Genomic DNA, 19,554 nt, shown 5'->3' with positions numbered 1-19,554 from the left:
CGAGGGTTAGCCCAGCTTCCCCAGGGCCTCCCGTACCCGCCGGAGATCGCGCAGCCGCTGCTCGTACGTCGCACCGAGTGCGAGCAGCAGCAGTCCGGCGAGGGCGGGAGGCACCCAGCGGGGGAGCGCGTCGGTCACCTGGACCAGATACGGGGCGAGTTCGTGCAGCGTGACCAGGGCGAGCACCGAGCCGCCCAGCACGAGCGGCGCCTGCAGCCGGTGCCGGGCGCCGAGAAGGGTGAGCAGCAGCGCGCCCGCCCCCAGCAGCAGGGGGCGCGTCCACTCGACGTCCCCCCAGGCCGCGGCGAGGCTCGGCAGCAGCGTGACGGTGAGGCCGGGACCGTACGCCGTCCAGGAGGAGGCCGCCGGGTCGCGACGCCGGCGCAGGGCCCCGACGAGCAGCGCCGGAACCGTGACCGGCAGGGTGTACGCCTCCGGGAGCCCCACCCGCCAGGCCGCCAGGCGCACCCACGCGGCCAGCACGAAGAGCGCGACGGCCGCGTAACCGACCGAGCGGCGGTCCGGGCGTACGGCGGTGCCTGCCGCGATCACCGCGCACAGGGACAACACCACGGCGAGCAGGGGCAGATCGAGGACCGCGAGGGCGATGGCGACGAGACCGGCGAAGGCTCCGGCCGCCTCCACCGCCACCGTCGTCGAGGGGTCGCCGATCCGGGCCGCGGCCAGGGCCGCGACCGCGGGGACCACCAGCACCAGCAGGGCGATGTGCTCCGGCCGCCAGCCGGCGGAGACGCCCACGGCGCAGGCCAGCGCCGTGGCATAGCCGAGGGAGGCGGCCGCGGACAGCGGCGCCAGACGTCCGCGCAGGGCGGCCGCCGCGAAGGCCGCGGTGAGCGACGCGAGCACGATGAGCGTCGTCGGCTCCGTGGCCAGGGCCAGGAAGGCGAGGCCGACGGAAGTGACCAGGGCCAGCCCGGTGGCCGTCCGGGCCGTCGGCACCAGAAGTGCCAGGATCAGGAGTCCCTGCATCGACAGGCCGACCGCATACGGGAGTTGCAGCGCCGACGGAGTGACCAGCACCGCCGCCCACAGCAACGCCGGCGCGGCGGTCACGGCCTGCGGGCGCCACTCCTCGCTGCGGACCGCCGTCGCCAGGACCACGGAGACCGCGGCGAGGGTCAGCGGCACGGTGACGGCGTGCGGCGGCCAGAAGGCGTCGAACGTCACCGCGACCCGGGCGTCCGCCGGGGTCCCGGACCAGAGGTAGCCGAGCCGCGCCACCGGGCCCAGCAGCGTGACGCCGACGGCCGGTACCGCGCACAGCACCGCGCCCGCCTGGACGACGGCGGAGGCCCAGGCGATCCCGCGGCGCACCGCTTCCGCGCCCCGCACCACGGCCAACAGCGCGATCCCGCAGGCCAGATACGCCGGTACCGTCCAGTCGCCGGGCAGTGACACCCGCAGGACGCCGCCCAGGCCGGCGACCACGCACAGGGCCCCGGCCGCCGCCGTGCCCGTCGCGAGGTCGGCCCGAGGGGCGAACCGGGACACGCCCAGGGCGATCGCCGCCGCCAGGCAGAGCAGCGCCGCGGCCCGGGCGGCGGCGCCCGCACCGGCCGCGTCCACCGAGAGCAGACCGGCGACCAGGACGCCCCAGCCGCCCGCGCCGAACGCGCCCGCCACGGCGACCAGCCGCAGCGGCCGTTCGGAGACGCGCAGCGCCACGACCGCGTCCGCCGCGGCCGTCAGCAGCACCGCGGCGGTGACCGTGTGCGCACCGCCGTCGGCCGCGATCGCCCAGAGCGGCAACACGAGTTGAGCGACCGTCAGGGCGGCGGGGCGGGGGAGCCGCACCGCGGTCGAGCCCGGCAGCGCGGCGAGCGCCGTGCCGTACGCCGCCCACAGCGCCGCCAGCACGGTCGAGGCGGCCGCCGCGTACGTCGTGCCGTCCGCCGCCGTGAACGCGACCTCGCGCAACGCGTAGGCGTCCAGCAGCGTCAGCGCGAGGCCGAGGCCCGCGACCGACTCGGCGGTCGAACGCAGCCCCCGCCGCAGCAGCGCCACGGGCGCGCCGAGCACCGCCAGCGTGACCGCCCCCAGCACCAGGGACCGGCCGGCGATGCCCAGGTGACCCCAGCTGACCAGGGTGAACACCATCGCCGCGATGGTCAGCAGGACGGCGCCGAGCAGCAGGAGCGCGTTCTGCACGCCCGGCGCGGTGGCCTCGGGGCGGACGGACGCTCCCGCGGACGTCGGCCGGCTCGGCCGCTCGGGCGCGGTCGGCCGTGCCGCCTGCTGGAGCGTGGCGACCAGCCAGGAGCGGCGGGCCAGCAACTGGGCCCGACGGGCGTCCAGTTGTCCCAGCTCGGTGTCGAGGAGCCGCAGCTCCTCGGCCGGGGGCGGAAAATGCGTCATGCCCCGGAGTGTGGTCCGCGTCACGTGCACCGGCATGAGCGCACGTACTCAGGACGTACTCAAATGCCGTCGCCGGATGCCGTCGGCCGGACCCGCGCGCGGGCACACTCTGCCCATGGACTGGACCCGTTACCGTTTCCGCAGCCTGTGGGCCCTGCCCGCGCCGCCCGCCCGCGTCTACGACGTGCTGGAGCGGGCCGAGGACTACCCGCGCTGGTGGCGCCAGGTCCGCGAGGTGAACCGCCTCGACGACACGACCGGCGTCATCCGCGTCCGCTCCCTCCTCCCGTACGACCTGACCTTCACCGCCCGGGCCGTGCGGCGCGATGCCGTGGCCGGGGTGCTGGAGATCGAGATGACGGGCGACCTCGACGGCTGGGCACGCTGGACGATCACCGCCGACGGCCCCGGCGCCCTCGCGCGCTACGACCAGTTCGTCCAGGTGAACAAGCCGCTGCTGCGGCGGCTCGCCGTGCCCGGGCGGCCGGTGTTCCGGCTGAACCACCGGCTGATGATGCGGGCCGGACGGCGCGGCCTGGCGGCGCACCTGCAAGCGGTTTGAAGGAAGCGCGCGGGGACCTGTATTGTTCAGTGCGTTCCCGGGCGATTAGCTCAGTGGGAGAGCGCTTCGTTCACACCGAAGAGGTCACTGGTTCGAACCCAGTATCGCCCACCGGGAAAAGGCCGGTCCGCCACACGCGGACCGGCCTTCTTCATGCCGCCCCGCCCTTGAGCCGCCGCCCCGCCGTCACGCCGCAGCCGGCAGCTCCGGACGCAGCGGCCACGACGTGTCCACCGTCTCCGGAGTGCCGCTGCGCGCGAACCACGCCTGGAGCCCCCGCGCCTGAGCCGCGTGCCAGGCGGTCTGCAGGGCGTGCAGATCGGCGGGCGACAGCCGTTCCAGCCGGGCCGCGAACCGCCGGCCCAGCGCCCGGACGACCTCCAGCGCGGCCAGTGCGTCCGCCGCCGCGTCGTGCGCGTCGGCGAGCGTCACCTCGTAGTGCGCGCACAGGTCGGTGAGCGTGCGCCGGCCCTTGCGGTAGCGGTCCAGGTGCTTGTCCAGGACCCGGGGGTCCAGCACCCGCAGCGGCGTCGCGTCCACCCAGTTGCCGAGTGACGAGGCGCGGTGCCTGCGCAGCTCACGGTCGAGCAGCGTCAGGTCGAACGGCGCGTTCATCACCACCAACGGGCGTCCCGCGGCCGCCTGTTCGGCGAGCAGCTCGGCTATCTCGAGCATCACGGGCGACGGCCAGCGGCCGTTGCGCTGCAGATGCTCGTCCGTCAGTCCGTGCACTTCCGTCGCCCCGGCGGGCACCGGCACGCCCGGGTTCACCAGCCAGCGGCTCACCCGCGGCCGTACACCCGGCGCGTCCTGGACGACGAGAGCGGCCGACACGATGCGGTCGGTCTCCACGTCGACGCCCGTCGTCTCCGTGTCGAAAGCGGCCAGAGGGCCCTCGTACCAGTACGTCATACCTACACAACCCCTCGTTCACCCACGGCAGCTGACGCACCGTCTTCTGCCTGTTTGGTGATACCCGGGCTGTTTGCGCCGTACGCCGGAAGGACACAACACGAGTACGGGTCTTTGCAGTTCAGCGGCCCGTCACGGGTATCGGCATTGCGTGGAAGGCTGTTGGTCATGGCGATAGCGCAGCCCGAGCGGGGCGGGCTGCTGCCCGAACGCGAGGGCATTCACCGCGGGACGCTCGCCACCACCGCCTGCATGGAGACACTGCAGGTGGGCTATCTGCACGCCGTCGCGGCGGCGGCCGGCTGCTCGTTGTCGCAGCCCTTCCCGGACAACGGCATCGACTGGCACGTCAGCCACGGCTCGCCCGGCCACACGGTCGACGACGAGGTCACCATCAAGGTGCAGCTCAAGGCCACCTACCAGGTACGGCCCAACCCGCCGGGCCGCTTCTTCTCCTTCACGCTCGACAACGACCACCTGCGCAAGCTCGCCCGCACCCCGGTGTCGGTGCACAAGATCCTCGTCGTGATGGTCGTGCCCAGAGCGCAGGACGACTGGCTGCGCGCCGGCCACGACCGCCTCGACCTGCGGCACTGCTGCTACTGGGTCAATCTCGCCGGCCACCCGATCACCGGCCGGACCCGGACCACCGTGCGGATACCGACCACACGCATCTTCGACGACCGGGCGCTGTGCGAGATCATGACGCGGGCCGGGACGGGAGGCAGACCATGACCCACCGCCCCCTCGACGAGCCACTGCGGGCCGTACGGCCCCACCCCGTGGCCCACTGGAACCAGGACCCCGACCCCGGCGACGTCGACCCGGCCGTACTCGGCGCCCTGCTGCGCCGGCACGGCTGGCAGCGGCGCGGCGGCGCCGCCGGCCGCTACGGCCGCTGGACCCCGCCCGGACCGGGCGGCGGCGGAATCAGCCTGCTCGTGCCGGAGAGCCGCGCCTTCCCCGACAGCGACGACCTCGTCGGCGAGGCGCTCCTGGCACTCGCCCGCAGCGGCACCCCCTCCGCGCGCGAGGTGCTCGTCGGGCTCGCCGTGCCGAGCGACGAGATCCGCTGGTGGCGGGACGCGCCGACCGGGCCCGCCGGGGTCGCCTCCTGGGCCGTCGAGGAACAGCTGCGCGGCGCCGCCCGGCAGCTGCTGCTCGCCGGCGCGCTCGCCACCCGCGCGCGGGCCGGCTACTACGGCGCCCGGCACCGGCGCGCTGCCCTGGCGACGCTGGAGAGCGTCCTCGTCGGCTCCGCGGTCGGTGGGCGCCGGCTGACGGCCTTCGCGCCCGTCGCCGTCGCCCGGCCCCTCGCCGTACGCCTGCACCAGGCCCTGTACGCCGTCCGCGAGGCGATCGACTACCAGCGGGCCACCGGCGGCATGGACGCCTTCGACGGGGCCGTGGAGGCCGGCGCCAGCCGTGAGCTCACCGAGGCGCTGATCACGCTGGTACGGGGCGCCGAGGGGGCCCGGATCGCTGTCGAGTGGTCGCCCGCCGCCGGGGTCCCCGAGGACTGCGCCTCGGGCGGCGAACCGGTCGAGTTCTCGCCCGGCGACCTGCCCGTGCTGCGCGCGGCCGGCGCCCGCTACCTTCGCGAGGAACCCTCCGTGCCCGTGCGGGTCACCGGCACGGTCGTCCGGATGCGCAGGTCGGGGCCGCGCGGCGAGGGCAGCGTCCGGCTGCGGGTGCTGGCCGGTGCGGAGATCCCGCACGTCCGGCTCACCCTCGACGAGGAGGACTACCGCATCGCCGGACAGGCCCACCTGGTCGGGCTGCCGGTGCGGGTGCAGGGCCGGCTGGAGAGCAGGGGCGGGTTCCGCAGGCTCAGCGGCGCCTGCGGGGTGGTCCCCGTGCAGGTCGACGACGCCGAGCGGGACCGGCTGCTGAAGTCGCTCCAGGAGAACCTCGACTTCTTCGAGGAGGCCTGCGGCGGGGAGGACCGCGAGGAATGATTTCGCGGTAGGCGGGTGCGGGTCGGTACGATCGCCTCTTGCGCGCGCTCCCGGTATGGCGCCGCACCCACCCTGCAGTCAGGAGAGACCGGTGTCAGACGTCCGTGTGATCATCCAACGCGATTCCGAGCGGGAAGAGCGCACGGTGACGACGGGCACCACGGCCGCCGACCTCTTCGCCGGCGAGCGCTCGATCATCGCCGCGCGGGTGGCCGGCGGGCTCCGGGACCTGTCGTACGTGCTCTCCGACGGCGAAGAGGTCGAGGGCGTCGAGATCTCCTCCGTGGACGGCCTGAACATCCTGCGCCACTCCACCGCGCATGTGATGGCCCAGGCCGTGCAGGAGCTCTTCCCCGAGGCCAAGCTGGGCATCGGCCCGCCGGTCAAGGACGGCTTCTACTACGACTTCGACGTCGAGAAGCCGTTCACGCCCGAGGACCTCAAGGCCGTCGAGAAGAAGATGCAGGAGATCCAGAAGCGCGGGCAGAGGTTCGCCCGCCGCGTGGTCACCGACGAGGCCGCCCGCGAGGAGCTCGCCGACGAGCCCTACAAGCTGGAGCTGATCGGCCTCAAGGGCGCCGCCTCCAGCGACGACGGCGCGGACGTCGAGGTCGGCTCCGGCGAGCTGACGATCTACGACAACCTGGACGCCCGCACCGGCGACCTGTGCTGGAAGGACCTCTGCCGCGGTCCCCACCTGCCCACCACCCGCAACATCCCGGCGTTCAAGCTGATGCGCAACGCCGCCGCGTACTGGCGCGGCAGCGAGAAGAACCCCATGCTCCAGCGCATCTACGGCACCGCCTGGCCCTCCAAGGAGGAGCTGAAGGCCCACCTCGACTTCCTCGCCGAGGCCGAGAAGCGCGACCACCGCAAGCTCGGCTCCGAGCTGGACCTGTTCTCGATCCCCGAGCAGATCGGCTCCGGCCTCGCCGTCTTCCACCCCAAGGGCGGCATCATCCGCCGGGTCATGGAGGACTACTCGCGCCGCCGGCACGAGGAGGAGGGCTACGAGTTCGTCTACACCCCGCACGCGACGAAGGGGAAGCTCTTCGAGACGTCCGGGCACCTGGACTGGTACGCCGACGGCATGTACCCGCCCATGCAGCTCGACGAGGGCGTGGACTACTACCTCAAGCCCATGAACTGCCCGATGCACAACCTGATCTTCGACGCGCGCGGCCGCTCGTACCGTGAACTGCCGCTGCGCCTCTTCGAGTTCGGGACCGTGTACCGCTACGAGAAGTCGGGCGTCGTGCACGGCCTCACGCGCGCGCGTGGCTTCACCCAGGACGACGCGCACATCTACTGCACCCGTGAGCAGATGTCGGAGGAGCTCGACAAGACGCTCACCTTCGTCCTCGGCCTGCTGCGCGACTACGGCCTGAACGACTTCTACCTGGAGCTCTCCACCAAGGACCCGGAGAAGTTCGTCGGCTCCGACGAGGTCTGGGAGGAGGCGACCGAGACGCTGCGCGAGGTCGCCGAGAAGCAGGGCCTCCCGCTCGTGCCCGACCCGGGCGGCGCCGCCTTCTACGGCCCCAAGATCTCCGTCCAGACCAAGGACGCCATCGGCCGCACCTGGCAGATGTCGACCATCCAGCTCGACTTCAACCTGCCGGAGCGCTTCGACCTGGAGTACACCGGCCCCGACGGTGCGAAGCAGCGTCCGGTGATGATCCACCGTGCCCTCTTCGGCTCCATCGAGCGGTTCTTCGCGGTGCTCCTGGAGCACTACGCGGGCGCGTTCCCGGCGTGGCTGGCCCCGGTCCAGGCGATCGGCATCCCGATCGGCGACGGGCACGTGGAGTACCTGGAGAAGTTCGCCGCGGCGGCCAAGAAGCAGGGGCTGCGGGTGGACGTGGACTCCTCCTCCGACCGCATGCAGAAGAAGATCCGCAACGCCCAGAAGCAGAAGGTGCCCTTCATGGTCATCGCGGGCGACGAGGACATGGCGAACGGCTCGGTGTCCTTCCGCTACCGCGACGGCTCGCAGGAGAACGGCATCCCGTTCGACGAGGCCATCGCCAAGATCGCGAAGGTCGTCGAGGAGCGGACGCAGATCTGATCCGGTCGTGCGGCGGGCCCCCGGGGAGATCACTTCTCCGGGGGCCCGCCGCCGTCCGGGGAGTCCTCCTTCAGGGAGAACACCTGGATCAGCCAGGAGGAGAACGACCCCGTCACCGCGCCGAGCAGGGCGAGCCCGCACGCCATGAGCCCGACCGCGATGGTCCGGCCCCCGGAGGTGACCGGGACGACATCGCCGTAGCCGACGGTCGTCAGCGTCTCGCACGCCCACCACAGGGCGTCCCCGAAGGAGTGCATGGTGGTGCCCGGCGCTCCGCGTTCCCGGTCGTAGACGGCGAGGGCGCACGCGAAACCGAGCAGCAGCGTCGTCAGGCCCGCGTAGGTGATCACGCGCGCGTGCAGCGACAGCCGCGGCTGCCCGCGCCGATGCTGCACGGCCTCGTACACCTTGACGATCCGCAGCGGGCGCAGCAGGGGCAGCACCACGACCACGGTGTCCAGCTTGTGCCTGCGCACGAAGCCCAGCCGCAGTCCGCTGAGCCGCCAGCGCACCCCGTAGTCGATCGCGAACAGCGCCCAGGTCGCGGCCAGTACCGCGGCGCACAGGTCCCGCCAGCCGCCGGGCAGACCCTGGGCGAGGACCAGGACGGCGTACATGGCGAGAAACACCACGGAGGCGAACGCGAGCGGGAGCTCGGTGCGCTGCTCCCAGCGGGCCTGACGGCTGACTTCGTCCATCGGCACAGCTTGACCCGCGAAGACTTTCCTCCAACCCCGCCGACACGCCGCGAACGGGCGAAGCAATATGCTGCCTTGCATGACGAGTGAGCCGGAGCAGCAGATCGGAGTGGGTACGCAGGACGCGTTCCAGCGCCTGTGGACGCCCCACCGGATGGCGTACATCCAGGGCGAGAACAAGCCGACCGGCCCGGGGGCCGACGACGGTTGCCCGTTCTGTTCGATTCCGGCGAAATCCGACGAGGACGGTCTGATCGTCCGCCGTGGCGAGCACGTGTACGCGGTGCTGAACCTGTACCCGTACAACGGCGGCCACCTGATGACCGTCCCCTACCGGCATGTGGCCGACTACACCGACCTGACCGTGCCGGAGACCGCCGAGCTCGCCGAGCTGACCAAGCAGGCGATGACGGCCCTGCGCACCGCGTCCGGCGCCCACGGCTTCAACATCGGCATGAACCAGGGCACGGTCGCGGGCGCCGGCATCGCCGCCCACCTCCACCAGCACATCGTCCCCCGCTGGGGCGGCGACACGAACTTCATGCCGGTGGTCGGCCACACGCGCGTACTCCCCCAGCTCCTGGCAGACACCAGAAAAATGCTCTCCGAGGCCTGGCCGACACCAACCAGCCCGTCCGGCGTTTGAGGACGAGGCCGCAGGCCGAAGGGGGGTCTGGGGGCACAGCCCTCAGGGCCGGTACCCAGACCACCCGCACGACATAGCCGCCCAACCGCCGGAGGCCTACGCGTCGTAGGTGTCCGCCTTCCGAGGCGCCACATCCTGCACCGCCCCGCTCAGCACCGACGAGCGCGAGCTGAACTTCTCGATGTTCACGTCGTGCTCCTTGAGCACCTTGAGCGCGGCCGTGTGCACGACGCGCAGCACCGGCGTGGCCGCCCGCAGCGCGTCGTCCGCCATGAAGCGGTGGCGCCAGGGCTGGTCGGCCCAGGCGTGCCGCAGACCGAACGGCTCGGGCAGGCCGATCGAGCCGCCTAGCCACTTCAGCAGCGGCGGGTACCAGCTGATCGTGGCGCGCGCGGCCAGCCGGACCACCTCGTCGGCGGTGACCAGCGGCAGCTTGATCGTGCGCGTCTCCCAGAACCGGACGCTCTTGGCGACGGTCTTGGTGGGGGCCTCGGACTTGGTGGTGAACAGGCCGTTCACCGGGCCCAGGGCGTGTCCGGTGACCTCGATGCGCAGCGTCTCGTGCAGCACCGTCACGGTGATCAGCATGGTGATGATCAACTGGCCGTCCCAGAGCGGCCACTGGACGCCCAGGTAGTGCCGGTCGCCGCCGCCGAACTGCTGGTTGTTGCAGATGTCCTCTATGGCCCTCGGCTTGACCTGGTAGGCCTCGACGTCGGTGCCCTCCGGCCGGGAGACCGCCTTGGCGTTCTCGCCGACCGGGGTGACGATCCAGTGCCGGACCGTGGGCGGCGGGAAGCCGCCGGTCTTCAGGCTCTGCCGGTTCAGCACGGTGAGCTGCTCGTGGATGGCCCGTACGACGGTCCAGCTGCGGAACTGGTGGACGCCCTTGTTGGGGTCGGTCGGCACGAGCTCCTCGGCCAGTTGCCAGGCGCCCCAGCGGGTGCCCATGCCGAGTATGCCCTTGGGCCCGGCGTAGAAGACGGAGTTGGACTGCTGCTCGGCGCTGAGCCGGGCCAGGGACTGACGAAGCTGCTCGGCCGCCGTCTGGTTCGGGCTGGTCGGCACCGCCTCGGGCACCTTGGCGCCGACGCTGCCGCCGGACAGCAGGCCGTCCCAGCGCCCGCGGAGGTCTTTCGCGGTGCCCTCGCAGATCCGCTTGGCCAGGAACCAGCCGGCCACGGGCGCGACGATGCAACCGCGCGCGTACCAGCCCCAGAAGCCAGTGAACGGAATCTTGACGAGGAAGATCACGGCGAGCGCGCCGACGGCGACGAGCAGGCCGGTGGCGAGCCCGGACACCCGCTTGTTCTCCTGCTTGCCCATGGTGGCCCGGAGCTGGAAGACCAGCAGCCACACCAACAGGCCGGGCAGGAAGAGCAGTCCGCACAGCACCATGAGGCCGGTCAGCTTCTGGTCGCGCTCCCGGCGGATGCGGTTGGCCGCGAGGCAGTGCTCGACGACGACCTGCGGATCGCTGCCGAAGGACTGGATGAGGGGGCTGCGCCCGACGCCCAGCATGCGGTCGATGACCGCCTGGGAGAACGCCTCGCCGAGGTTGGGCCGGAAGATTCGGGCCCACTTGCGGCCGCTGTTGACGGCCGTCTGGTGCCACTCGTTGTCGGCCTTCTTGATGTCCTCGACCGGGTTGTCCCGGTAGGCGGCCGAGGCCAGGCCGAACGTCGGCGTCTGCCCGCCGTCGCCCGTCTGCGGCACCTGTGGTCCGAAGATGTCCGCGTAACCGCTGTCAACGGTCATTCCCGCCCCCGATCGCCGCCACTCTCGCTTCTGCGGCCTTCCCGACTTCCGTGCTCCGCACACCTGTTGATCAGGTCATCAGCGTATCCGCAGGCGCCGACATCCGTCGGCGGACGGCCGAAGCCGCCCGCCGGATCGGAGGGAACCGTTCCACTACGGTGCCGCAGCGGCCACTTGAGGCCGTCCGGGCACCAACCGTCAGCCGCTCGCGGTCTGTTGGCGGACCCGCTCGGCGACCTGGGCCGGCATCGGCTCGTGCCGGGCGTACGCGCGCTGGAAACGCGCCGTGCCGTGCGAGAGGGAACGCAGGTCGACCGCGTACCGGCCGATCTCGATCTCGGGCACCTCGGCCCGCACCAGCGTGCGGCCGCCGCTGGTCTGCTCGGTGCCCAGCACCCGCCCGCGCCGCCCCGACAGGTCGCTCATCACGGCGCCCACGTAGTCGTCGCCGACCAGGACGCTCACCTCGGCCACCGGCTCCAGGAGATGGATCGTCGCCTCGGCCGCCGCCTCCCGCAGCGCGAGCGCGCCGGCCGTCTGGAACGCGGCGTCGGAGGAGTCCACCGAGTGCGCCTTGCCGTCGAGCAGCGTGATCCGGATGTCGACCAGCGGATGCCCGGCCGCCACGCCCTTCGCCGCTTGCGCGCGCACGCCCTTCTCGACGGACGGGATGAACTGGCGCGGCACCGCGCCGCCGACCACCTTGTCCACGAACTCGATGCCCGCGCCGCCCGGCAGCGGCTCCACCTCGATCTCGCAGATGGCGTACTGGCCGTGCCCGCCGGACTGCTTGACATGCCGCCCGCGCCCGCCGGACCGCGCCGCGAACGTCTCCCGCAGGGAGACCTTGTGCGGGACGACGTCGACCTGGACGCCGTAGCGGGAGCGCAGCCGCTCCAGGGCGACGTCCGAGTGGGCCTCGCCCAGGCACCACAGCACCACCTGGTGGGTGTGCTGGTTCTGTTCCAGGCGCATCGTCGGGTCCTCGGCGACCAGCCGGCCCAGCCCTTGCGAGAGCTTGTCCTCGTCGGCCTTGCTGTGCGCCTGGATGGCCAGCGGCAGCAGCGGGTCGGGCATCTGCCAGGGCTCCATGAGCAGCGGGTCGTCCTTGGCGGAGAGGGTGTCGCCGGTCTCCGCGCGGCCGAGTTTCGCCACGCACGCGAGGTCGCCCGCGATGCAGTGCGTCAGGGTCCGCTGCTGTTTGCCGAACGGCGCGGACAGCGCGCCGATGCGCTCGTCGACGTCGTGGTCCTCGTGACCGCGGTCGGCGAGGCCGTGCCCGGACACATGGACGGTCTCGTCGGGGTGCAGCGTGCCCGAGAAGACCCGGACGAGGGAGACCCGGCCGACGTAGGGGTCGGAGGAGGTCTTGACGACCTCGGCGACGAGCGGCCCGTCCGGATCGCACGAGGTCAGGTCGCGCGGCCGGCCGTCGACCGTCGTCACCCGGGGCGCCTCGCGCTCCAGGGGCGTCGGGAAGCCCCTCGTGACCAGTTCCAGCAGCTCGACCGTGCCCAGGCCCTGCCGGGCGCCCTCGGCGGCGGGGGCGGCCGCCAGGACGGGGAAGAACGTGCCGCGCGCGACGGCCCGCTCCAGATCCTCGATCAGCGTCTTGACGTCGATCTGCTCGCCGCCGAGATAGCGGTCCATGAGGGTCTCGTCCTCGCTCTCGGCGATGATCCCCTCGATCAGCCGGTTGCGGTCCTCCTCCAGGTCCGGCAGCTGGTCCTCGCCCGGCTCGGACTCCTCGCGTTCGCCGGAGGAGTAGTCGAACAGCTTCCGGGACAGCAGCCCGGTCAGCCCGGTCACGGGCGCGTGCCCGTCGGGCCCCTCGGGCCCGCGCAGCGGCTGGTACAGCGGCAGGACGGCGTCCGGGTCGTCGCCGCCGAACGCCTCCGCGCAGATCCGGGTCATCTCCTCGAAGTCCGCGCGGGCGGCCTCCAGATGCGTGACGACGATCGCGCGGGGCATCCCCACGGCCGCGCACTCCTCCCACACCATGCGGGTCGAGCCGTCCACGCCGTCCGCCGCCGAGACGACGAAAAGGGCCGCGTCCGCGGCGCGCAGACCGGCCCTGAGCTCCCCGACGAAGTCGGCGTATCCGGGGGTGTCGAGGAGGTTGACCTTGATGCCGTCCCATTCGACGGGCACCAGGGACAGCTGCACCGAGCGTTGCTGCCGGTGCTCGATCTCGTCGTAGTCGGAGACGGTGCCGCCGTCCTCCACGCGGCCCGCCCGGTTCACCGCTCCCGCCGTGAGCGCGAGAGCCTCCACCAACGTCGTCTTGCCCGATCCGCAGTGGCCGACCAGCACCACATTCCGTACGGACGCGGGGTGGTCGGCCGCTGTAGCCCTGCCGGCGGCTCCGGGGTGTGCATTCGCCTTGTCGCCCATTTTCCTTGCCTCCCGTGCACGGTGAGGTCACTGGGGGCGCGGGCACGGCGGCCCCGCGTGCGATGGCGGCTCCGACGACGCCCGCGGTCCTTCGAGCTTTCCACTCCCGTCACCGCGCGTCCATACGGCGGACGGGACCCGGGCCCGCCGCCGATTCCGGCAGGCCGTGACACGGGGTCCGGGTGCCCGACCGTCGCACACACACGCGCGTGGCTACGATGGGCCAGCCGGTGGCCAGCAGGGGCCGCGCGGCCACACCGAGCCCTCGGGAAGGCCATGCTGAACAAGTACGCGCGTGCATTCTTCACGCGTGTCCTCACACCGTTCGCCGCGTTTCTCATCCGCCGCGGCGTGAGCCCTGACACCGTCACCCTCATCGGCACCGCCGGCGTGATGGCGGGCGCGCTGGTCTTCTACCCCCGGGGCGAGTTCTTCTGGGGCACGATCGTCATCACGCTCTTCGTGTTCTCCGACCTCGTCGACGGCAACATGGCGCGCCAGCTCGGCCGCTCCAGCCGCTGGGGCGCCTTCCTGGACTCCACGCTCGACCGGGTGGCCGACGGCGCGATCTTCGGCGGCTTCGCGCTCTGGTACGCGGGCAACGGGGACGACAACGTCCTGTGCGCCGTCTCGATCTTCTGCCTGGCCAGCGGCCAGGTAGTGTCGTACACGAAGGCCCGTGGCGAGTCGATCGGCCTGCCGGTCGCCGTCAACGGACTCGTGGAGCGCGCCGAACGCCTGGTGATCTCCCTGGTCGCGGCCGGTCTGGCGGGCCTGCACACGTTCGGCGTGCCCGGCATCCAGGTGCTGCTGCCGATCGCGCTGTGGATCGTCGCCGTCGGCAGCCTGGTCACGCTGATCCAGCGGGTCCACACGGTCCGGCGCGAGTCGGCCGAGGCCGAGGCCGCCGCGGCCCAGGAGGAGGCCCAGGGGAGCGAGGCAGCGAAGTGAGCGCCCAGGATCGCCTGACCGACGCGTTGTACGGGCTCGGCTGGAGCACCGTCAAGAAGCTCCCCGAGCCCGCCGCCGTACGGCTCGGGCGCACCATCGCCGACCTCGCCTGGAAGCGGCGCGGCAAGGGCGTACGGCGGCTGGAGAGCAACTACGCGCGCGTGGTGCCGGACGCGAGCCCCGAGCGGCTGGCCGAGCTCTCGCGCGCGGGGATGCGGTCCTACCTGCGCTACTGGATGGAGTCCTTCCGGCTGCCCGCCTGGAGCGCCGAACGCGTCCGCGACGGCTTCGAGGCCAAGGACCTGCATCACCTCACCGACGGCATCGCCTCCGGCAGGGGCGTCGTCCTCGCCCTGCCGCACATGGCCAACTGGGACCTGGCCGGCGCCTGGGTCACCACCAAGCTCGGGACGCCGTTCACCACCGTCGCCGAACGCCTCAAACCCGAGACGCTGTACGACCGGTTCGTCGCCTACCGGGAGGGCCTCGGGATGGAGGTGCTGCCGCACACCGGCGGCGCCGCGTTCGCCACCCTGGCCCGGCGGCTGCGCGACGGCGGCCTGGTCTGCCTGGTCGCCGAGCGCGACCTGTCCGCCTCCGGCGTCGAGGTGGACTTCTTCGGCGACACGACCCGGATGCCCGCGGGACCGGCGCTGCTCGCCCAGCAGACCGACGCGCTCCTGCTCCCCGTCACCCTCTGGTACGACGACTCGCCCGTCATGAGGGGCCGTGTGCATCCCCCCATCGAGGTACCCGAGACAGGTACGCGGGCCGAGAAGACGTCTGTCATGACACAGGCGCTGGCAGACGCCTTCGCCACCGGCATCGCCGAACACCCGGAGGACTGGCACATGCTGCAGCGCTTGTGGCTCGCCGACCTGGAACCCCGCCCGTCGGACGGGGCGCCCGAGTGAGAATCGGCATCGTCTGCCCCTACTCCTGGGACGTGCCGGGCGGCGTCCAGTTCCACATCCGCGACCTCGCCGAGTACTTCATCCGGCTCGGTCACGAGGTGTCCGTGCTGGCCCCGGCCGACGACGACACCCCGCTGCCGCCGTACGTCGTCTCGGCCGGCCGGGCCGTCCCGGTGCCGTACAACGGCTCGGTGGCGCGCCTCAACTTCGGCTTCCTGTCCGCCGCGCGGGTGCGGCGCTGGCTGCACGACGGCGCGTTCGACGTCGTCCACATCCATGAGCCGACCTCGCCGTCCCTGGGCCTGCTGACCTGCTGGGCGGCCTCGGGGCCGATCGTGGCGACCTTCCACACGTCCAACCCGCGCTCGCGCGCGATGATCGCCGCGTACTCCATCCTCCAGGCCGCCCTGGAGAAGATCAGCGCGCGGATCGCCGTGAGCGAGTACGCCCGCCGCACCCTGGTCGAGCACCTCGGCGGGGACGCGGTCGTCATCCCCAACGGCGTCGACGTCGACTTCTTCGCCCGGGCCGAGCCCAACCCCGAGTGGCAGGGCGACACCATCGGCTTCGTGGGGCGCATCGACGAGCCGCGCAAGGGCCTGCCCGTCCTGATGCGGGCCCTGCCGAGGATCTTCGCCGAGCGGCCGCGGGCCCGGCTGCTGGTCGCCGGCCGCGGCGACGAGAAGGAGGCGGTGGAGAGCCTGCCCAAGGAACTGCACGCGCGTGTGGAGTTCCTCGGCATGATCAGCGACGAGGACAAGGCGCGCTTCCTGCGCAGCGTCGACGTGTACGTCGCGCCCAACACCGGCGGCGAGAGCTTCGGCATCATCCTCGTCGAGGCCATGTCCGCCGGGGCCCCCGTGCTCGCCTCCGACATCGACGCCTTCGCCCAGGTCCTCGACCAGGGAGCGGCGGGCGAGCTGTTCGCCAACGAGGACGCGGACGCGCTGGCCGAGGCGGCGGTGCGCCTGCTGGGCGACCCGGAGCGCAGGGCCGAACTGCGCAGCCGCGGCAGCGCGCACGTACGGCGCTTCGACTGGTCGACCGTCGGCGCGGACATCCTGTCGGTGTACGAGACGGTGACGGACGGCGCGGCGGCGGTGGCGGCCGACGACGACCGCACCTCCGTCGGCCTGCGAGCCCGGCTCGGCCTGGCCCGGGACTGACCTGACGCGGACCTGTCCCGGCCGCCGCAAAGCGCACGGGTAGCCTTCCGCCCGTGACCGCAACCCTGATCTGGATCCTGGTCGTCCTCGTCGCGATCGGCCTCTACCTGAGCTGGACGGCGGGACGGCTGGACCGGCTGCACGCCCGCATCGACGCCGCGCGGGCCGCGCTGGACGCGCAGCTGCTGCGCCGCGCGTCCGTGGCCCAGGAGCTGGCCACCTCCAAGGTGCTCGACCCGGCGGCCTCGATCGTCCTGTACGAGGCCGCGCACGCCGCCCGGCAGGCCGAGGAGGAGCAGCGGGAGGTCGCCGAGAGCGAGCTCAGCCAGGCCCTGCGCGCCGTCTTCGGGGACGCGCAGCAACTGGACGTCGTGCGCGAGGCGCCCGGCGGAGAGGGGGCGGCCCGTGAGCTCACCGAGGCCGTCCGCCGCGTCCCCATGGCCCGCCGCTTCCACAACGACGCGGTCGGCGCGGCCCGCAGACTCCGCGAGCACCGCAAGGTCCGCTGGTTCCGGCTGGCCGGCCACGCCCCCTTCCCCATGGCCTTCGAAATGGACGACGAGCCTCCGCCGGTCCTGGTCGACCGGTCCGCCTGAGCCGGCGCCGACGGCGAAAACGATCCACCGGGTGTCCATTGGCCCTTGCTGTGGACTGGTCCACTCGCGTTTCCTCAGTGCTGCAGAAATCCTCTTTGTCGACGAGTGAGGTCACCCCGTGTCCAGCACGATCTCCGAAAACCAGACCCCCGAGACCGGCACCGCGCGCGTGAAGCGCGGAATGGCCGAGCAGCTCAAGGGCGGCGTGATCATGGACGTCGTCACGCCGGAGCAGGCCAAGATCGCCGAGGACGCGGGTGCCGTCGCCGTCATGGCGCTGGAGCGGGTCCCGGCCGACATCCGCAAGGACGGCGGCGTGGCCCGGATGTCCGACCCGGACATGATCGAGGGCATCATCGAGGCCGTGTCCATCCCGGTCATGGCCAAGTCCCGGATCGGCCACTTCGTCGAGGCCCAGGTGCTGCAGTCCCTCGGCGTCGACTACATCGACGAGTCCGAGGTGCTCACCCCGGCCGACGAGGTGAACCACTCCGACAAGTTCGCCTTCACCACCCCCTTCGTCTGCGGCGCCACCAACCTGGGCGAGGCCCTGCGCCGCATCGCCGAGGGCGCGGCGATGATCCGCTCCAAGGGCGAGGCCGGCACCGGCAATGTCGTCGAGGCCGTCCGCCACCTGCGGCAGATCAAGAACGAGATCGCCCGTCTGCGCGGCTACGACAACAACGAGCTGTACGCCGCCGCGAAGGACCTGCGCGCCCCGTACGAGCTCGTCAAGGAGGTCGCCGAGCTCGGCAAGCTCCCGGTCGTGCTGTTCTCCGCCGGCGGCGTCGCCACCCCCGCCGACGCCGCGCTGATGCGCCAGCTGGGCGCCGAGGGCGTCTTCGTCGGCTCCGGCATCTTCAAGTCCGGCGACCCGGCCAAGCGCGCCGCCGCCATCGTGAAGGCGACCACCTTCTACGACGACCCCAAGATCATCGCGGACGCCTCCCGCAACCTGGGCGAGGCCATGGTCGGCATCAACTGCGACACCCTTCCCGAGTCCGAGCGCTACGCCAACCGCGGCTGGTAGTCACCGATGAGCACACCTGTCATAGGCGTCCTGGCCCTCCAGGGCGACGTACGGGAGCACCTCGTAGCCCTGGCCGCGGCCGACGCCGTGGCCAGGCCGGTGCGGCGCCCCGAGGAGCTCGCCGAGGTCGACGGTCTCGTCATCCCCGGCGGCGAGTCGACGACCATCTCCAAGCTGGCCGTCCTCTTCGGCGTGATGGAGCCGCTTCGCGCGCGCGTGCGTGACGGAATGCCCGTCTACGGCACCTGCGCGGGCATGATCATGCTCGCCGACAAGATCCTCGACCCGCGCTCCGGGCAGGAGACCGTCGGCGGCATCGACATGATCGTGCGCCGCAACGCCTTCGGCCGCCAGAACGAGTCCTTCGAGGCCGCACTCGACGTGAGCGGCGTCACGGGCGATCCTGTGGAGGGCGTCTTCATCCGCGCCCCCTGGGTGGAGTCCGTCGGCGCCGAGACCGAGGTGCTCGCCGAGCACGAGGGTCATATCGTCGCGGTCCGCCAGGGCAACGCGCTCGCCACGTCGTTCCACCCGGAGCTGACCGGCGACCACCGGGTGCACGCCCTGTTCGTCGACATGGTGCGCGCATACCGGGCGGCGGAGTCCTTGTAGGATCTCTGCCGTTCGTATTTGGTTGGGTTACGCGAAGGAGACAGGCAGATGTCCGGCCACTCTAAATGGGCTACGACGAAGCACAAGAAGGCCGTGATCGACGCCAAACGCGGCAAGCTCTTCGCGAAGCTGATCAAGAACATCGAGGTCGCGGCCCGGATGGGCGGCGTCGACATCGAGGGCAACCCGACGCTCTACGACGCCATCCAGAAGGCGAAGAAGCAGTCGGTCCCGAACAAGAACATCGACTCCGCGGTCAAGCGCGGCGGCGGTCTCGAGGCAGGCGGCGCCGACTACGAGACGATCATGTACGAGGGCTACGGCCCGAACGGCGTCGCCGTGCTCATCGAGTGCCTCACCGACAACCGCAACCGCGCCGCCTCCGACGTCCGCGTCGCCATGACCCGCAACGGCGGCAACATGGCCGACCCGGGCTCGGTGTCGTACCTCTTCAACCGCAAGGGCGTCATCATCGTCCCCAAGGGCGAGCTGACCGAGGACGACGTGCTGGGCGCGGTCCTGGACGCGGGCGCCGAGGAGGTCAACGACCTCGGTGAGTCCTTCGAGGTCCTCAGCGAGGCCACCGACCTGGTCGCGGTCCGCACCGCCCTCCAGGACGCCGGCATCGACTACGACTCCGCCGAGGCCAACTTCGTCCCGACCATGCAGGTCGAGCTGGACGAGGAGGGCGCGAAGAAGATCTTCAAGCTGATCGACGCGCTCGAGGACAGCGACGACGTCCAGAACGTCTTCGCCAACTTCGACGTCAGCGACGAGGTCATGGAGAAGGTCGACGCGTAGCGCTGCCGCGAGCCGAGCGGATCCGGCGGGCCGGAGGGACACGTCCCACCGGCCCGCCGTCGTTGTCAGCGGCAGCGACTAGCCTGGCGTCATCCGTAGATCACTGTCCACG

17 protein-coding genes and 1 tRNA gene are annotated in these 19,554 nt (G+C 72.0%); 13 read left to right on the top strand and 5 right to left on the bottom strand.

Features of this window, described 5'->3' with window-relative positions; genetic code table 11:
- Positions 1-6: 6 nt before the first annotated feature.
- Positions 7-2,412, bottom strand: a complete 2,406-nt coding sequence (locus ACWCPF_RS23325) for an SCO7613 C-terminal domain-containing membrane protein (protein WP_451046979.1) — start codon at positions 2,410-2,412, stop codon at positions 7-9.
- 79 nt (positions 2,413-2,491) lie between these two features.
- On the opposite strand from ACWCPF_RS23325, the gene ACWCPF_RS23320 reads away from it, so the two are divergent.
- Both ACWCPF_RS23320 and ACWCPF_RS23315 read left to right on the top strand, forming a co-directional pair.
- The gene (locus ACWCPF_RS23320; RefSeq protein WP_451046978.1) at positions 2,492-2,938 is read left to right on the top strand and encodes an SRPBCC family protein; all 447 of its coding nucleotides are present in this window, start codon (positions 2,492-2,494) and stop codon (positions 2,936-2,938) included.
- 39 nt (positions 2,939-2,977) lie between these two features.
- Positions 2,978-3,049: transfer RNA gene (locus ACWCPF_RS23315), tRNA-Val, on the top strand.
- A 75-nt stretch (positions 3,050-3,124) separates the two neighbouring features.
- Here the strand turns inward: ACWCPF_RS23315 and ACWCPF_RS23310 are convergent.
- Positions 3,125-3,850, bottom strand: coding sequence for an exonuclease domain-containing protein (locus tag ACWCPF_RS23310; protein ID WP_451046977.1), 726 nt, complete (start codon positions 3,848-3,850; stop codon positions 3,125-3,127).
- A 168-nt stretch (positions 3,851-4,018) separates the two neighbouring features.
- Between ACWCPF_RS23310 and ACWCPF_RS23305 the strand changes: the two genes are divergently transcribed.
- From ACWCPF_RS23305 to thrS, 3 genes are all read left to right on the top strand, one after another.
- On the top strand, positions 4,019-4,585 hold the full coding sequence (locus ACWCPF_RS23305; RefSeq protein WP_451046976.1) for a DUF4365 domain-containing protein: 567 nt from the start codon (positions 4,019-4,021) through the stop codon (positions 4,583-4,585).
- The gene (locus ACWCPF_RS23300) at positions 4,582-5,808 is read left to right on the top strand and encodes a hypothetical protein (protein ID WP_451046975.1); all 1,227 of its coding nucleotides are present in this window, start codon (positions 4,582-4,584) and stop codon (positions 5,806-5,808) included. The genes ACWCPF_RS23305 and ACWCPF_RS23300 overlap by 4 nt, the downstream gene beginning before the upstream one ends.
- A gap of 91 nt (positions 5,809-5,899) precedes the next feature.
- Positions 5,900-7,876 carry a threonine--tRNA ligase gene (gene thrS, locus ACWCPF_RS23295; protein ID WP_451046974.1) on the top strand — a complete coding sequence of 659 codons (1,977 nt, stop codon included), beginning with the start codon at positions 5,900-5,902 and terminating at the stop codon, positions 7,874-7,876.
- A 29-nt stretch (positions 7,877-7,905) separates the two neighbouring features.
- On the opposite strand, the gene ACWCPF_RS23290 is transcribed toward thrS, so the two are convergent.
- Positions 7,906-8,574, bottom strand: a complete 669-nt coding sequence (locus ACWCPF_RS23290; protein ID WP_451046973.1) for a potassium channel family protein — start codon at positions 8,572-8,574, stop codon at positions 7,906-7,908.
- Between the two features lie 67 nt (positions 8,575-8,641).
- On the opposite strand from ACWCPF_RS23290, the gene ACWCPF_RS23285 reads away from it, so the two are divergent.
- Complete coding sequence (locus ACWCPF_RS23285; protein WP_451046972.1) at positions 8,642-9,220, top strand: HIT family protein; 579 nt, start codon at positions 8,642-8,644, stop codon at positions 9,218-9,220.
- 96 nt (positions 9,221-9,316) lie between these two features.
- Here ACWCPF_RS23285 and ACWCPF_RS23280 read toward each other — a convergent pair whose 3' ends face one another.
- Entirely contained in the window at positions 9,317-10,978 is a 1,662-nt protein-coding gene (locus ACWCPF_RS23280; protein ID WP_451046971.1) for a hypothetical protein, read from the bottom strand.
- Positions 10,979-11,176: 198 nt separating this feature from the next.
- A complete protein-coding gene (locus ACWCPF_RS23275) occupies positions 11,177-13,372 on the bottom strand; it encodes an elongation factor G-like protein EF-G2 (RefSeq protein WP_451046970.1) in 2,196 nt (731 codons plus the stop codon).
- Between the two features lie 276 nt (positions 13,373-13,648).
- Between ACWCPF_RS23275 and pgsA the strand changes: the two genes are divergently transcribed.
- The 7 genes from pgsA to ACWCPF_RS23240 all read left to right on the top strand — a co-directional run bounded on the left by pgsA (position 13,649) and on the right by ACWCPF_RS23240 (position 19,442).
- Positions 13,649-14,323 (top strand): phosphatidylinositol phosphate synthase, encoded by a 675-nt coding sequence (gene pgsA / locus ACWCPF_RS23270; protein ID WP_451046969.1) that lies wholly within the window; start codon positions 13,649-13,651, stop codon positions 14,321-14,323.
- A complete protein-coding gene (locus ACWCPF_RS23265) occupies positions 14,320-15,237 on the top strand; it encodes a phosphatidylinositol mannoside acyltransferase (RefSeq protein WP_451046968.1) in 918 nt (305 codons plus the stop codon). The genes pgsA and ACWCPF_RS23265 overlap by 4 nt, the downstream gene beginning before the upstream one ends.
- Positions 15,234-16,403 (top strand): glycosyltransferase family 4 protein, encoded by a 1,170-nt coding sequence (locus ACWCPF_RS23260; RefSeq protein WP_451046967.1) that lies wholly within the window; start codon positions 15,234-15,236, stop codon positions 16,401-16,403. Before ACWCPF_RS23265 ends, ACWCPF_RS23260 begins: the two co-directional genes overlap by 4 nt.
- Before the next feature lie 53 nt (positions 16,404-16,456).
- Positions 16,457-16,999 (top strand): hypothetical protein, encoded by a 543-nt coding sequence (locus tag ACWCPF_RS23255; RefSeq protein ID WP_451046966.1) that lies wholly within the window; start codon positions 16,457-16,459, stop codon positions 16,997-16,999.
- Between the two features lie 118 nt (positions 17,000-17,117).
- Positions 17,118-18,029 (top strand): pyridoxal 5'-phosphate synthase lyase subunit PdxS, encoded by a 912-nt coding sequence (gene pdxS / locus ACWCPF_RS23250; RefSeq protein ID WP_451046965.1) that lies wholly within the window; start codon positions 17,118-17,120, stop codon positions 18,027-18,029.
- Between the two features lie 6 nt (positions 18,030-18,035).
- Positions 18,036-18,641: a pyridoxal 5'-phosphate synthase glutaminase subunit PdxT gene (gene pdxT, locus ACWCPF_RS23245; protein ID WP_451046964.1), complete on the top strand. Its 606-nt coding sequence runs from the start codon at positions 18,036-18,038 to the stop codon at positions 18,639-18,641.
- Between the two features lie 48 nt (positions 18,642-18,689).
- Positions 18,690-19,442 carry a YebC/PmpR family DNA-binding transcriptional regulator gene (locus ACWCPF_RS23240; RefSeq protein ID WP_451046963.1) on the top strand — a complete coding sequence of 251 codons (753 nt, stop codon included), beginning with the start codon at positions 18,690-18,692 and terminating at the stop codon, positions 19,440-19,442.
- Positions 19,443-19,554 lie beyond the last annotated feature (112 nt).

It is taken from the genome of Streptomyces sp. NPDC001858, assembly GCF_053594615.1.
This window is presented reverse-complemented; position numbering and strand designations above follow the sequence as displayed.